This window comes from Prosthecobacter sp. (assembly GCF_044222345.1).
In the GTDB taxonomy this organism is placed as follows: domain Bacteria; phylum Verrucomicrobiota; class Verrucomicrobiia; order Verrucomicrobiales; family Verrucomicrobiaceae; genus Prosthecobacter.
Map to the genome: position 1 here is coordinate 1 of NZ_JBGANL010000086.1, position 15,183 is coordinate 15,183.

12 protein-coding genes are annotated in these 15,183 nt (G+C 61.5%); 4 read left to right on the forward strand and 8 right to left on the reverse strand.

Going from position 1 to position 15,183, the window contains the following annotated elements:
• Positions 1–711: 711 nt before the first annotated feature.
• Positions 712–1,002, reverse strand: a complete 291-nt coding sequence (locus ACILSL_RS25225) for a hypothetical protein (protein WP_395734845.1) — start codon at positions 1,000–1,002, stop codon at positions 712–714.
• Between the two features lie 453 nt (positions 1,003–1,455).
• Positions 1,456–3,729, reverse strand: a complete 2,274-nt coding sequence (locus ACILSL_RS25230) for a hypothetical protein (RefSeq protein ID WP_395734846.1) — start codon at positions 3,727–3,729, stop codon at positions 1,456–1,458.
• Positions 3,730–3,967: 238 nt separating this feature from the next.
• Here ACILSL_RS25230 and ACILSL_RS25235 point away from each other — a divergent pair, with 238 nt between their 5' ends.
• Positions 3,968–4,378, forward strand: a complete 411-nt coding sequence (locus tag ACILSL_RS25235) for a hypothetical protein (protein ID WP_395734847.1) — start codon at positions 3,968–3,970, stop codon at positions 4,376–4,378.
• A 347-nt stretch (positions 4,379–4,725) separates the two neighbouring features.
• Here the strand turns inward: ACILSL_RS25235 and ACILSL_RS25240 are convergent, their stop codons facing one another.
• Together ACILSL_RS25240 and ACILSL_RS25245 are read right to left on the reverse strand one after the other, a co-directional pair.
• Positions 4,726–6,759, reverse strand: coding sequence for a hypothetical protein (locus tag ACILSL_RS25240; protein WP_395734848.1), 2,034 nt, complete (start codon positions 6,757–6,759; stop codon positions 4,726–4,728).
• 840 nt (positions 6,760–7,599) lie between these two features.
• Positions 7,600–8,439, reverse strand: a complete 840-nt coding sequence (locus tag ACILSL_RS25245; RefSeq protein WP_395734849.1) for a hypothetical protein — start codon at positions 8,437–8,439, stop codon at positions 7,600–7,602.
• 538 nt (positions 8,440–8,977) lie between these two features.
• Here ACILSL_RS25245 and ACILSL_RS25250 point away from each other — a divergent pair.
• The 3 genes from ACILSL_RS25250 (at position 8,978) to ACILSL_RS25260 (ending at position 11,923) form a co-directional block, all read left to right on the forward strand.
• Positions 8,978–9,400 carry a hypothetical protein gene (locus ACILSL_RS25250; RefSeq protein WP_395734850.1) on the forward strand — a complete coding sequence of 141 codons (423 nt, stop codon included), beginning with the start codon at positions 8,978–8,980 and terminating at the stop codon, positions 9,398–9,400.
• A gap of 505 nt (positions 9,401–9,905) precedes the next feature.
• Complete coding sequence (locus tag ACILSL_RS25255) at positions 9,906–10,454, forward strand: hypothetical protein (protein WP_395734851.1); 549 nt, start codon at positions 9,906–9,908, stop codon at positions 10,452–10,454.
• A gap of 80 nt (positions 10,455–10,534) precedes the next feature.
• On the forward strand, positions 10,535–11,923 hold the full coding sequence (locus tag ACILSL_RS25260) for a caspase domain-containing protein (RefSeq protein WP_395734852.1): 1,389 nt from the start codon (positions 10,535–10,537) through the stop codon (positions 11,921–11,923).
• Between the two features lie 79 nt (positions 11,924–12,002).
• On the opposite strand, the gene ACILSL_RS25265 is transcribed toward ACILSL_RS25260, so the two are convergent.
• From ACILSL_RS25265 to ACILSL_RS25280, 4 genes are all read right to left on the reverse strand, one after another.
• A complete protein-coding gene (locus ACILSL_RS25265; protein WP_395734853.1) occupies positions 12,003–12,443 on the reverse strand; it encodes a hypothetical protein in 441 nt (146 codons plus the stop codon).
• A gap of 64 nt (positions 12,444–12,507) precedes the next feature.
• On the reverse strand, positions 12,508–12,960 hold the full coding sequence (locus ACILSL_RS25270; protein ID WP_395734854.1) for a hypothetical protein: 453 nt from the start codon (positions 12,958–12,960) through the stop codon (positions 12,508–12,510).
• Positions 12,957–13,628: a hypothetical protein gene (locus ACILSL_RS25275; RefSeq protein ID WP_395734855.1), complete on the reverse strand. Its 672-nt coding sequence runs from the start codon at positions 13,626–13,628 to the stop codon at positions 12,957–12,959. Before ACILSL_RS25275 ends, ACILSL_RS25270 begins: the two co-directional genes overlap by 4 nt.
• Positions 13,629–14,023: 395 nt before the next feature.
• On the reverse strand, positions 14,024–14,944 hold the full coding sequence (locus ACILSL_RS25280) for a hypothetical protein (RefSeq protein WP_395734856.1): 921 nt from the start codon (positions 14,942–14,944) through the stop codon (positions 14,024–14,026).
• Between the last annotated feature and the right edge of the window lie 239 nt (positions 14,945–15,183).

Below are 15,183 nucleotides of genomic sequence, written 5' to 3' on the forward strand. Positions count from 1 at the left end.
GTTCAAATCCGCTGCGCACGACCTTCCACGGCGTGTTCAATCCCAAAGCCATTGCAAACAAGTCGTTCTGGTCCATCCCCCAACTTGCAATCTCCTCCACTGCCGCGCCACCCGTTACCCATTCAATTCAGCGACGTGGCGAATAAACCCATCACCAGTGATGCCGAATTGGCGCCCCCCCTCTTTTTGAAGATCCAGAATGTAACCTGTACTGGCGAGTGATGACGGAGCGTTCACCCCAAACATCGTCCCATCCATGGACCAACCCGTGCTGGTGGTCCCAGCAGGTTCAATCAGGTAAAGCGGCTTTGTCGTAGTCGAACTGCCGCCCGTGAAGATCGACCCCGTGAGCGCGAATGCAGGCGTGGATGCTGCGCCGTTTGCAGAAACCGCCGTCGCAACCGTTGAACCGACTGTGAACACACTCGCAGCAAGCTCCCCCAGCGTGATCCTGCTCCCCTTGCTCCCGGCAGATGCGGATATGTCCACCAAAGGGAAAAGGTCCCCCTGGGCGATGGTCAAATGCGTCAGAGACGCTGCGCTTGAAATTGGAAGATCAGCCATAAAAGTTATTCAGTTGGAATGTTAATACTCGGCTCCCATTGCATCCCGATGCCATCCTCCCATTCCCACACATCCACGGCACCTCCTGGCGTTGAGTCGCGGGGAAGCTGCGGTTGGACGAGGGAGAGGACGAGTCCGATCATGATGTTACAGCGCGATGATGTTTGTAGCCGTCGTGTTCGTGGCGTTCACGCGGTTGGTGGCGATGGGCAGCACGGCCCCGGCGGGCACGGCGGTGAAGATCACGGCCACGCCGTTTTCGTTGATGGCCGCCACGTTGCCTGCGCCGCCCACATAGAGCGCGCGCGCCGGGCCTCCCTTGATGGCGTAGGTGTCCGACGGCGTGACCGTGCGAAAGGACGAATTCGGCACCATCTCCTGGAGAGCTCCGGGGATGGACATGGGATCAAGCGGTGTGCGGCGTTGTGAGGCAGGCATGGTGTGCGATGGGTGTTAGGTTGAAAAAATGTGAAATTGGGAATGGTGCGATTTGTGGGTTGTTCGTCCTCGTCATCGTCATCGATCACGGCACGTCGCAAACACGAGGCACGGGAAGCAGAGCAGGGGGGGCGGAGTAGTGAATTGGTAAATGGCAGCTCACATCGCCGTCGTGCGGCTCACCTCAGTGATCGTCGCAATGACAAATAGTAGCAGTATGTGCTTCTTCATGGCAGTTAGATGTTTTGTGTTCTTGGTGCTTCGTTATCTGAAAATCGTCCTCGTCCTCCTACTCGAACTCGGCTTGCCCTTCGTAGCTCGTAGAGCGAAGAATGGGTCCTCGATCACTGCGCCCCGCAGGCAGACCCCGCGCGGAGCGATCATGGCTTGTTGATGGAATGGAGCATCGGAATGTCTCATCTTCTGATAGTCTGATTGTCTCGTTTGAAAAACTCACGCCAGCCCCGGCGCTCCAGGTATCGGCGCAGCAGCCCCCGGCATGCCCGCCCCAGGCGGCATCATCCCCGGCGCACCCGCCATACCAGCCCCTGGCATTGGCGGCGCACCCGGCGCGGCACCTTGATCCGGCGCCTGAGCCTCCGCCCCCGGCTGCTGCTGCGCGGCCTGTTCCTGCTGCTGTTGCAGAGCCATCAGGCCCTTCAGCTTCTGCGCCTCCTCAGGCGGCAGCAGCGGCAGGCAGCTCTCCAGCGTCACCACCGGCTTTCGCACCATCTCCTCCGCGTTGGAGAATTCCAGCGCCTTCAGCGCCTGCACCACGCCCACGCGGGCCCCGGCCTTGTCCGTCTCCGGCATGCCCGAGTAGCCCTGCAGCTGCTGCATCATCACCTGCGCGCCCTGCAGCTTGTTCTGGTTTTGCTCCTGCGTCAGCAGCATCTCCACATCAATGTCCAGATCACGCACATGCTCCGGGGTGATGGTGACGAGCTCCTTGTTGTGCCCCTCACCCCACACAAAAGCCTCCGCGCGGTCAAAGTTCGCGTAGTGCAGCTTCACCGCGTAGCTAAAGCCCCGGCCCTTCGATCTCCGCAGCCTCCGGATCGGCTTCTTCAGCAGCACCGCCGCACGGCTGATCAGACTCTTGATCCCCGTCGCCGTGTTCGACTCCGGCACCGAAGAAAGATCCCCCTGGCTCGCGCTCGTGATCCCGCTTCTCAACTGCGCCAGTTGCATCCCCGTTTGGAACAGCTCCAGACTCCGCGAGTCCGCATCCGGCAGCAGCGCAAACTCGATGCAATCCCCCAGCCGCTTCCCCGCCTTCGGCTTCAGCGTCTTCCCCGGGCCGATCACCATCGCACCGCCGTCCTCATCTGTTTGCAGGTTCTCCTCATGCACCGCCGTCAGCGGATTCGCGTGCATCTCATTGCGGAAGTTCACCTGGTTCCACAGATTGTCCGTCGCCGTCTGCAGATACGCATACTTCGAAAAAAAGCCCCGACCGTAAAGCCGGTGCGGCACAGGCTCCCACACATCACACTTGATCGGCAGCTCAGCCTTCGGCGAAATGTTCGCCAGATAGTCCGCCCAGATGATCCAGTCCTCATGGTACGGCGGGAAGACCATGCACATCCGCGCCTCCTTGCCCGTGCCCGTCACATCCGCACGGATGTATGCCTCGATGAGTCGCACGCGAGTGTTCAGCAGCTGCTCCGCCTCCACCTCACCCAGCGGCTCCTCCGCCGGCGCGCACGTCACCGTCGCATCCGCCGTGCGCTCGCGCTGCGCCTCCTCATCACTGCAGATCCGCGTCTCCGCGCAGCGCGCCAGCCGCACCGCATCCTCCTTCGAAAGATGGAAGCGCCGCATCGCCTCAAACGTGCTCATCTCCACGCTCACATACACATTCGTATGCCGCAGATCCAGCTCCGGCGCATCCTCACGAAAGCTGATGTCATGGAAGTGGATCGGCACCGCCTCCACCCCCTGGCGGATGATCGTCTGGCGCGTCTCATACACCTCCTTCCACTCCAGTTTCCCCTTCAGGCGGCGGCCCATTTTTTTCACCTGCGCATCGCTCGTCACATACTCGCCCAGCGCATCCACCACCGGCTGCCCGTCCGCATGCAGGCACGGCGTCGCCGCCTCATGCTCGTCCACATCCGTCGCATACAGCGTCTTGATAAAGCACTCCCCCAGCGTCACCGCCTGGTCGATCCCCAGACACTGCGCATCCACAAACCGCCCATCGCGAAACGTCCACTGCAGGTGGTGCTGGATGTCATCCGCCAGCTTCGTATCCGCCCGGCCCACCGGATTTGCCGCGAACCACGGCTCCCCGCCATAGATGTCCTGCTCCGCCTGCGCCGCCGCAAATTCCGCCAGCGAAGCCACGATGTTCACCGAATCATTCGCCATCTCAAAGATGCTCAGCGCATCCTCCACCTCCGCCTTCTCACGGCGTGCCCTTGCGCGATGGTCAAAAATATCCTGCGCCTCCTGGCTCCACTTCAGGCGGTTCGCCCGCCACTGCACCAGCCCCGCATCATAGCCCGCCTTCTGCGTCCGCGCCCACTGCACCAGCCTTACTGCGCGAGTGCCCCCGTCCGCCGCCAGCGCATCCTCCAGCGGCGTCTTCCGGCGCTTGCGCACCAGCGCCGCCTTCGCGCGCAGCGCCGCCAGGATGTCAGCCGCAGAGCCCCGCGCAGGCGGAGCAGCAAAAGCCGCCGAAGAAGACGCAGCAGCAGGGGAGGGGGCAGGAAGCAGAGGCATGCGAAGAAAAAGGAAAAACGAGGATCAAAAACAAAATTGAATTCCCCCTCCGAGTTCTCCACTCCGTCAGGCTGTCTGTTAACAACACTTGGGCCCGGATTTCAAAGCGCAAGCGGAAAAGTGTTTTGCTTCGTGAAAAAAGTACACGGGTATTCCTGCATGTGCAGGGTTATAGTATTTAATAATACGATGATGCCAGCAATAAGAAAACCCACCCCGCTCATCTCACGAGTTACTGATGGATGACCATGGCAACGTCCTCAGCCACTGCGGCAGCTACTGCACCAGTTCCAAGGCGGTTGACCACGGCACCAAGATCAACTTCTTCGCCACCGACGACGCCCGCCTGCTGCTGAGGCTGGACTGCGTGGAAATGCTGGACTTTCCGGACGCCCAGGTGGAAGGCAGTGACAGGCTCCGGCAGGTGGTGCCCATGGGGGAGAAAAATCTCGTTACAGTGATCAGTCGCGGCGGCAGCATTCTGCAGGTGATCGCGCTGGACATGGCCGCCGTCAGCCGCGGCATATACCCCGGCTCCGCGCTCGTGACTTTGCACCCCAACCCCATCGTGCTGGAAGGCCGCACGCTTGAGTGCCAGCTTGCCCTCAACAACCCGGCCGGCGTGACCAGCTACGAGCTGATCGGCTAGATCCCCGGCACCAGCATCAACAACCTCAGCCACTTCATCTTTCGCGCGCCAGCGAAGCTCGAGAAGCCCATGCGGCTCAGCATTGTCATCCGGATCCACATGAAAAGCGGCCTCACGGCACTGCACAAGTTCCCGATCTGCGTGCTGCCGCTGCCCGGGGCGGCGGCGAAGACAAAGGAGCGTTGAAGGTGTGGAGTGGTCGGATGCTGTGGCTCGTCATCGTCCTCCTTGCGCATCCTCTATCCTGCCGTGCCGCTGGGTCTTGCATGCATAAGAAAGTAATCCCGTTTTCTGCGTCCTCTCCAAGGAAAATTTTGCTGCAGCGTGATTGGACAAAGACCGCACTGTTACGATGCCGCCCGTGCTACCATCGCTTCAATGAAGCGGAAGTGGTCTGCTGGGAGGTGGCTGCCTTGCTGAATGAATGTCTGGGCGAAAGGGAGGGCTTTGAGAGAGGTGGCTCGGGAGCTGAGATCCTGCAAGGAGCGCATGGCATCGAGCATGATCCTGAAGTCTGAGTGACCGTAATAAAGCTGCGCCATTGCATAAAACGCATTTTCACAGGGTTTGACAGCCTTGCGCGCCTCATCCTCTGACTGTGCGCTTTCGTCCCCTGGCAGGGTGCTGTCGAGCTCGCCTTTGACGATGCTCTCAACCCTGCGGCTGAATTCACGAAATGCATCCTGAGCGGTGCTGAAGCTCCCCAGTGCATTTAACAGCCAGTGCACGGCGGTGAGGCGGATGTTATTGACCAAAAAATGGCTGGTGACAAATTTGCTCGCGGGCTGCGGAAGGTAGGTGTCCACCAAGGAAAGGCGGTGGGCTGCATAGCTGTCCATGTCCCGACCGAAGCAAGCACAGCAGGCGAAGGCCTCCGCCAGTATCTCCCGGATCTGTGTGGTTTCAGGATCCCCTGGCCTGAAATCGTACGCGAACTTGAAATGATGGCTGACGACGCGCTCAAAGAGGTGCCCCACTTCATGCAGGAGCACGGGGAGGTCATGCAGGCGGAAGATCAGGCCGGGGGGAAGCTCAATGAAGCCGCAGCGCAGATGAGGGAAGCAAAAGATGTTGGGAGAGGGGGCACTGCCGATGAAGCTGCACACGGTGACTGCGGGGATGGGGGGGAGATCAGGGCAGGCTCGATTGCAGAATTCTCTGGCGAGATCGTAGGCTTCCTGGGCGATGCAATCCATGGCAGCGAGAAAGCCGTGGTAGGAGGCCTGGTAGGTGCCGACGCGGGTAATGATGCTTTCCCCGAGGGGATAGGTGCCGCGGTAGCGGTCCGCGAGGCAACGCTCCATCCAGCACAACCAGGAGCAAAAATCGCGACCGAGGAATGCGGCTTCGACTGGGGGCCGCCCATCCTGCTGCTGCTGCTGCTGCATGAGGGCTTCAAGTCCGGCGGCGAGATGGTTGAAGAGGTTGGCGACGGACTCAAAGGTGCCCTGCTGCAAGTCGTCCTCCCGGAGGGCCTGAAGGCGGCTGTAGGTGGCGTCCAGCATCTCGACGGTGTGCGGGGCGATGCCAAACTCCGCGCATGAATGCTGGATGCGTTGCAGGACGCTCTGCGGCAGGCTCTCGGCCGGGGGCCTGACCACGTTCGGGGCGCTCACCCCCTCGCTGCATGTTTGAAAACGAATGTGGAGATGGGTCTCCATGGAGCGGACGAGGGAGCCTGAACGTGCGGCGAGGGGAAGCGCTACATTGCCAAGGAACTGTAGCCACTCCTTTTGCGTGCCGCCCTGATACTGGATTCGGAAATCATACTGGCCGAGCACATTGTGCATTTCCTCGACGATGGAGGCTTGTCCCACCTGGGTGGCGAGTGTGGCCAGCTCATGTTTGAAAGGGTCCATGTGGCCGGGGCGCACTTCAAAGCGCAAGGCCCAGTCCACGAGAGCAAGCGTCTGAATGGACTCCATGCGGCGAACCCATTCGGCGGGGAGGAATTTTTTCTGCACGGGGTCGAAGACTCCTTCGGGCAGGCTGACGCCGGTGAGGGTGCATGTGGTGAGGACGGCATGCACTCCGCCTTGAAGATCGGGCTTCACCTTCTGGACCTTAAGGCTGCGCACTTGCGCGAGGGCCTGAGAGAGGGTGAGGAGTTCGTCGGTCCAGAAGAGCAGGACGAGGTCTTCCCAGCCGGTGGTGCTGGAGAGAAGCCAGTGGCCGGGAATGCCGGAGAGGGCCTGCTGGATGGCTGCGGCCACGGGTTCGAGCTCCGTGAGGGTGTCCCGCAGCCGGTGGGCCAGCTTGATGACGCAAACGCCGAGCAGGGCACCGCAATCGGATGGCTGCCCGGTGGCTGGATCAAAAGAGGCGGCGATGACTCTGCCAAAACACGACCAGTGGGAGGTGGTGTGCGGACATTTCTGCACTTTTTTCTCAGGCCGCAGAAGGTCGGCTTCATCCGTAGCCAGGGTGACTAGGATATGGTCGAAGCGTCCCAGGCCGAGGTAATGTGAGGAAAAGCCACCGGTTGCTGCACGGCATAACTCCGACAGAGAAAGACCTAGAGGGCCGAACGAACGGGCCTCATTGGTGCAAAACAGGACATTGCAGCACCACGCTGACATGCGCTTTCAGGAATACGGACCTAGTCGGTTAAGGTCAGTGATTTGAACTTCCTGTGGCTGCGGGAGAAGCTGACGGCTGAGGGCTGGCTGCGATAAGACGCCGGAAAAAATCAATGCCAAACGCGCCGGGTATGTGGCGGGAAAAAATGTTGTGAACGGCCATGGATGGCTCCCAACTTGAATTCCTGCGATAAGGGTCGCACTCTTCCACCTCCCAACGCCGAATTTCAGCATAAGGCACCTCCTCCAAAGGGAGAGGTCTTTCAGCGGGCGGGGTATCGATCATAGACAAAAGAACAAGGGAACTTCCTTAGCGTAGCTAGATATGAGCATGCATATCGAGGCGGACAGGGGCGGATACATTCAGGCAGTTTGCCCCACAAATGCAAGTTTTAATTTGCAACTGGTTGCATTCGACTGTGCTCTATTCATCGCTGTTGATGGGGTTATACTGGGAAAATGTTGATTGCCTGATGTCAAGATCAGGCTGGGCCCCTCTCCCTTACCCTTCGTAGTTTTTGGGTGCAAGAAGTGGACTACTCACATCAACGAACTCAGGCCAGTAGTGATTCAAACTGAGGCGATGGATGTGCAGAATGGAACTGTTCTTTAGAATGTTATCTATAAGTGTGCGCAAAATCCTCACCCCCTCCCAAACAGCCCCAGCACCCGCTCCCGCACAGACACCGCGATGTCCTCCGGCGTCGTGTAGGGCAGGGGGCCGTGGTCTGAGGCTGGCGTTTCCAAGGTGATGTCATAGAGCTTCGCGATCTGATCCAGCGCCTTCAGCCGCACCGAGAGCATCGGCGGCGTCGGGGCTCCGGGCGGATCCGCATCCTCGTCGGCGTCCGCCATCGACATCACATCCGGGAACGTCGACTCCACCGTCTGCCACAGCGAGGCGGCGATGTGCTCGCGCAGCGCGATGAAGTCCGGCTCCGACTGCGGCGTCTGCGCCGCGCGTGACGCACGGCTCTGCAGCCACAGCCCGCGCACCGCCTCCAGGCCCACATCCAGCACCCGCGCCACATTCAGCAGCGGCAGCCCCTGGCGCACATGCAGGTCAAAGACCACCTCCGGCTCCGTCAGCCCCAGGCCGCGCGCCCGGTCCAGCCACAGCCGCAACCGCGCAGGCACCCCCGCACGCGAATTCGCACCCACACCCGCCTGTGCCACTCCCACCGCACCCCCCGCGAGCGCACTGGCCGCATTCGCCTCCGCAGAAGAAGTCGTATGAGACCCCGCCGCCCCATCCACCAGCGCCCCCGCACCCGCAGCCTCACATCCAGCCATCGTAGCGCCAGCCGCCGTCGCACCTGGGCCAGCCGCCACCGGCGCGCCCCCTCCTTCGCCAGAGGTCGTGCAGGACATCCCAGTACCATCCGCCGCACCCGCGCCCTCCGGCATCGCCCTCGGCGACTTCACACGCCTGCGCGTCACGCCCCCGCCTGAGCGGGCTTTTGCCGAAGAAGAGAGAGCCATGGTCTGGTGAAATAAGAGTGTGGTAGGAGCTGGTAGCCGAAGAAACATGCCACGGCCTGCCATAACCGATTGGGTCCCGATTTTTAAATTCAACCAATTTGTTTCAAGACACGTCAAAGCCCTCAGCACCGCACCCAGCGAAGCCCTCCGCACTGCACAAAATCCTGCATCGCGCACAGCTCCGTACTGGGAGCGCCGATGTCCACATCGGCTCCGGCGAGCGTTCCCGTCAACACCGCCCCTCACGCAAAACCCCGCGCAACCACAGCGCTCCCTCCCGCGTCCCCGCCACGCCCAGAGCCGATTAAAAATCGGCGCTCCCAGTACAGAATGCCGCGCCGCCGGGGCAGGGGAGTGTGCCACCCATGTCCCGGCTGCACCCCTGCTCCCGCCAATTTTCAATTCTCAGTTTTCAGTTCCCAGTTTACAGTGCTCCCGCACCCGCCGGTCACGCTCAGCGCACTCATTCCCCGCATCGCGCCTTACACACCTCATCTCTCGCACCCAGCGCCACATCACCCGCCAGCCAGCCACCCGCATGAAAACATCGACCTTCCGCTCGACCACCCTTTTCATCCTCCTCGTCACCCTCGTCCCCGCCGCGCTCGTTTACCTCGCCGCCAAAGTCCACGCCGAACGCCAGCTTCGGCAGCACGAAGAGCGCATCAGCCAGGAGGGCAGGGACGCCATCGCCCACGTCGTGAAGGTGAACGAGCTGCGGCTCAAAATGCCCGGCAAAACCCCGCAGGAAATCGCCGCCATCGTCTTCCCGCCGCTCCCCCCCGGCTTCACCCTGCGCCCCGTCACTGCCGCCGAGCGCGCAGCGCACCCCGCGCTCAAAGACTCCGACTACCTCGTGCAGCAGTCCGGCCCGCCCCACCTCCTCATCCCCAGTGACGCCCCGCCCCTGCACCTCGATCTCACCTCCGCCGCCGCCACCGCACCAGCGCCCACGAAGTGAGCCCCCACATTCCCCGCAGCGCAAACACCGCATCCATCCGCCGCCACGCATCGGGATAGACATCAGAGGCCAGGTGGAAATCCATCGGGTAGATGCGCCCGTCGATCGTGATCTCGCCAAACAAGCATCCTGAAAAAGGGGGTCAGGGTGCAAATACTTGACAAAAAACGACGCTCACGCACGCGAAAAATTCACCCAGCACGGCCCCGCGCCGCACACGCGCTCATGGTCTTCGCCCGGCCGCGTGACTTGCCCCCCGGCCTCCGCTCACGGCCATCCGCCCCTTGGCTGCATGGGCTTCCTTGCATGAGGGGGGGCGGCTGCTCCGTAAAACCCTCCCCATTGCCTGAATGCTGGCGGGCGGGTTTCAGGGGGGGAACGTCATGAAAAAACACCGTGGGCGGCTCAGTAAATCGCTAGTTGACCTCCCATGCCTGAATGTGCTTTATGCAAGGCACTTATGAGGTCACCATCTAAATACATTACTGCTTGTCTCTCCTTGACCATGGCTGGTTGCACCGGTGTGACCATCCCCACTTACACCTTGGATGCCCTGGATCGCGGTGAAAGAAATCCGGCGGTCCTGAGCGGCAGCTATGGCAGGCAGCTCGGTGAGGAGGAGGCGCAGAAGCTGGACAACCACCTCGCCACGGCGATGAAGATGAAGCGCGAGGTGGAGATCACCGGACGCTCCATCAAGCAGAGCTATGCGACAAATCCCCAGGTCCTCTCCCTCGCCCAGCACAAGTATGATCTGGCCACCTCTTCGCTGGACACTCTGCGCATGCGCGTGCGTGGAGACATCGTCAACAAATCCACCCAGCCATCTGCGGAGACGCTGCAGGCTTCCGATGAATTTCAGCAGCGTGGCAATGACTTGATCGCCTACCATGGCGAGCTGAGCGGGGAGCGTTCCGGCGCGGTGATCACCGTGGCGCTGCATTTCCTCGGAGAGGTGTACCGTGCGTGGTCCGGCTTTCAGGGCGAAAAACAGGCCGCCGTGCTCAATGGGGTGGATCAGCGCCTGAGCGCGGTGGGCTGGCAGGCTCTGTAAGCAGGAGCAGGGCTGGTGCGGCATCTGCTCCTCCGCCCAAAGTCCCCGTCCTCTCTCAGCCTTCTCTCAAACCGAATCGTATGATTTCCCACCCCGCCCCACGGCTGGCCTGCCTCTCACGTTTTTGTGCCTGCCTCTGTCTTTTCCTCGGGCTGCGCCATCCCGCCCTGAGTGCGGAAGACGGCCTGTATGCACTCGTCTTTGGCAATGAAGCCTACGCCACCCAGGGCGGCATGGCATCCCTGCCCAGCGCCGCAGCAGATGCGCGCCTCTTTGCCACGCTGCTGAAGCACTCCGGCTACTCCATGCCCTATGGAGACACCCATGAGCCCAGCGGCGCCTGCATCAATCTCACGCGCAGGCAGATGGAGGAAAAGATCCGCAAGATGCGCGGCGCCACAAACACGGCCAGGAAGATCATCCTCTTCTACGCCGGGCATGGCGGCCAGGTGAAAAACGACGTGTATCTGCTGGGCACGGACGCCGTCCTGGAGGCCGGGCACATGGACTCCGATCTGGAGCGGGAGGGGCTCTCCCTGCGCACCATCTCCGAAGACCTCAAGCCCAAAAGCAAGAGCAGCGAACCTGGCGGACTCATCATGGTGGTGGACGCCTGCCGGACGGGTGGCAGCACCCCGACAGGCAGCGGCGGCGTCAATGACGAGCAGGTGCTGACCGTCTTTTCCACCTCGGCAGGCAAGCCGGCCAAAAGCGGTGTGGACGGCAGGCCCGGTGTGTTTACCAGCAGCCTCGTCACGGCCCTGGCTCAGGGGGGGATGTGGCAGGAAGCGGTGCGCACAGCGTCCGCCGCCGCCCAGAAAATCCATGGCCAGCAGCCCAGCTTGTATGCCAATCTCAACAACCCTCTGCTGGCAACGACCGTCAACTACACCCGGCCCGCTCCGCAGACAGTCGTGCCGGCCCCGGCCCCGGTCACGCCGCCCCCTGCCTCCTCAGATCCATCCCAACCCGCCACTGCCACGGGTGGGGCAGGCCCCGGGCTGCCAGGCCTGCGCCCGATGCAGCTCACGGATCTGGCCAGGATGAACATCACACTGCGGGATGCCCCGGGCGGCAGGGAGATCGGCACCATCATGCAAAATCACAGCCCCGTTCCCGTGGGGGAGTGCAATCCTGCACGAGTGGTGGAGCAGGGCGGTCTTCGCTGGCTGCCCGTCCGGTGCTCCGGCTGGGTGCTGCAGGAAAAGAAAGCGAACAACAAGCACTACATCGATGTGCTGGAAGGCCAGTTCACCGTGGTGGAGCACCCGGACAAAGAATCGATCAACGTGCGCGCGCGCCCCACGCTCAGCAAGGAGGAGAAGATCATCCTGGACCTGCGCCCCCGCGTGCGCGGCACCGCGCTGGGCGCCACCACCACCCAGGAAGGCTTTGACTGGCGCGTCATCCAGATAGACGGCTGGGTGCTCCTGGAGAACCGCGAAGGCCGGCCTTACGTCAAATTTTAGGCGCAGCCCGCCCGCGGCTGCTGCCAGCGCGCACTGGCATAGGTGACACTTTGCGGGTTTCCTTTCACCGCTCCTCCCCTCACTCCCGCAGCGCAAACACCTCATACATCCGCCGCCAGCCATCGGGATACACCGAGGTGCTCAGGTAGTAGTACATCGGGTAGGTCCGCCCGTGGATCGTGATCTCGCCAAACAAGTACTCGGAGGAGCCGTCGAAGAAATGCTTTCGCACCGCGCGGTCAAACCGAACCACATGGCCCGCAGGCACCACCGCCACCCGGTTCTCAGGGCCGCTCATCACATTCGACAGATCATAGATCGCGCGCATGTCGTCATGGCTGCTGTTGTCAGGCGCGTAGAGGCGCATCTCCACCTTGGTGCGGATCTCTCGCCCCAGCACCTGCGCAAAGCGCGCCTCCTTGGAGATGTCCTTGTTTCCCAGGGTCAGCATCATCATCACACAGCCCGGCAGCAGCAGGCAGGCCGCAGCCGCCAGCAGCGTGCGAGTCAGACGGATCATTCGATGATCATGCATGGCCGCCAGCGAATTGAAAAGCCGGATGTCTCAGGCCAGCACCAGAAACTCACTTCTTGAAGACAAACAGATCCTGCAGGATGAGCCGCCACCCGTCGGGATAGATCGATCCGCTCAGGTAAACCTCCACGGGATAGGAGGCCCCGTTGAGCGTCATCTCGCCATACAGGTACTCATCGCTGCTTTCAATGTCATGCTTCCGCAGCGCCTTGGTGAACCTGACGGGATGTCCCGCAGGCACCACCGCGATGAAGTTCTGGCGGTCAATGCCTTCCGTGGACTTGCGGAATTGATAGTGGGTGCGCAAGGCCGGTGCCACGTTCGCTCCCTGCTGGTACAAGTACAATTTCCTCCGTGTGTGAATCACGGTCCCCACGATGTTTTGAAAACGTGGCTCACGGGTGATGTCCGTGTCGATGGCGCACAAAATCAAGGCACAGCCACTGAGGCAGCAGGCGATGGCAGAGAAAAGAAGGGGGCGGAGCCAGTGTTTCACTGTCATGGATAACATCTCGGCATCAGCGGATCAAACAACCTGGATTGAAAAACCGGCCCCAGCTTTTTCGCCTGCCCGTCGGGCTTGGTGTGGCTGCTCTTGTCCGGATCGCCATTAAACAGCAGCGGCGCTGCAAGCACAGACCCCGCAATACGCAGCGTATTCAGAGTGTTCATACCCACGATGTTATGTACGGGGTCCAGCGCATGTCCTTGAAAATTCTGGATGTGCGCGCCCACACGGTGGGCCAGTCCGGCGGAGAGCAGATTGTTCGCCGCCGCACCATGATAGTTCAGGTTCATTCCGCGCATGTCCTTGCCTTCCTTGCGCAGGTCTCCCAGCGCGCTGTTCAGGATCATGGTGCCCTGGCTGTGCGCCGTCACATTCGCGCTGGGCAGGTCAAAGTGGCGCAGCAGATCCCGCGTGGAATTCGCCACCTTGGTGCGCAGGCCAAGCTTCTGCAGCGCGCTCTCCCCCAGATCTCCCAGCATGCCTCCCGTCGGGTTGTGGATCATGTAGAATTCCTTCCTGCCCGTGTGGTAGCCGCCCAGTTTGGCGGCCTTCTGTGGATTGTTTGCGATGCCGTTGATCCAGATGTGCGCATTCTTCTTCTGGATGTCCTGGGGGCTGATTTCTTTCGGGATATGCTCGCCGGTCTTGGGATCAATGGTCACCCGGTACAGCTTCGCGTTCGGGTCAAACGGGACCTTCGCCGGGGCGGCGGGCGGCGTGTCCTGCGCCCGCCTGCGCGGCGCGGCTGCGGCGTTTTGTTGCTGCTGCTACGCCTGCCGGAAGGATTCGCTGGGCGGGCGGGATTGAAAGAGCTTGGCTGTGTCCATGCCATAAATCTTGGGTCCGCTTTTGCACATGCAATGAAAATAATAGGATGTGGTATTAACCGGCAGTCGTTCGGGGTGATCCGCGTCTCTTCGAGCCCTGCTATGCGCCGCCATGGCATGCGGTGGCGCCGGCTGCCATCACCATGGATTGCATGCGTCTCTGGCCGCAGGCCGCTTTTTGTCCCGATCTCTGCGCAGCCGTTCCCATGGGACAAAAAACAGCGGGCTGGTTACAGGGCGGAGCCTTCCATCTCACGTCGTGCAGATCTCCGCGCAAGCCTGCGCCGCACATGGTAAGAAACCAGCGACAGCACAATCGCAAGCAAAAATCCGCTGACCGACCCCAGCGTCTTAGCCCCTGCGATGTCATGATCGTACGTGTAGCTCTGAGACGTGAGCCAGCGGGTGGTGATGCGCTGGCCATCCAGCAGCCCCGGGCACGCCTGATAGATGATCCAGCTCCGTCCGATGTTTCCCCCATGCCACATGAGCGGCATCCACACCATCATCACCGCGTAGCTCGGCCACCACCGCCACGCCACCACCGCCACCAGCACGCACAGCAGCAGGGCCCCGGCGCTGCAGATTCCCTCTGCAAAATCACGTGTGATGAAATACCACGGCGGCTCATCCCCCGGGCTGCCCCCATGCAGCCCAAGCCACTGCATCACCGGCTCCTGAAACGCATGCGCCAGGTACTGCGACCCGATCACCACGACGAAGAAAAGAATCATCCCTGGCAGCTCAAACCTCCACAAGGCTGAAGGAATTTCCAGCGCAGGTGGCGGCAGATTCATGGGCGCAGGCGAATCAACCAGCGGCCCCCCCTTGAACGTGGCGGGGATTTCATGCGCGCTCAGCTCTGGAAAGGCGCTCTTAAACACCGCTGCAGCGGAAGCCCGCTCTGCATGCGCGGCTGCGAACACGAGAAGCCGCTCGCTGCGCTGGAGATAGATCACGCCAAACTCATCGCCGGTGTCATCCGCCCGGATGCCGCAGGCCACGCTCGGCTCCGGCGCGAAATGGCTCTCCTCCTTCTCAAAGGGAAGCCTCCCGGCCAGCCCGGCTTTCAGAGTCTCATCGAACCGATATTCCAGAATGGAGCGGTGAAAATCCATCTGCTGACTGTAGCGGCCAATGGAATGCATCATCGTTCGTTGGGAGTGTCGGCGTGGAGTGGTGGATCGCTGGCACTGGCATCTCAGCCAGCGCAGGACTCTGTATCCTGCGCGGAGCCATGATGCAATCGCATCTCCTGATTGAAGCCATGGGTGGGAAATCTCACCACGCCGCCGCTATTCGCCACCAGCTCCTGGCACAGGCGCTTTCTCACGCACACGCCCCTCCGTACTGGGAGCGCCGATGTCCACATCGGCTCCGGCGCACGTCC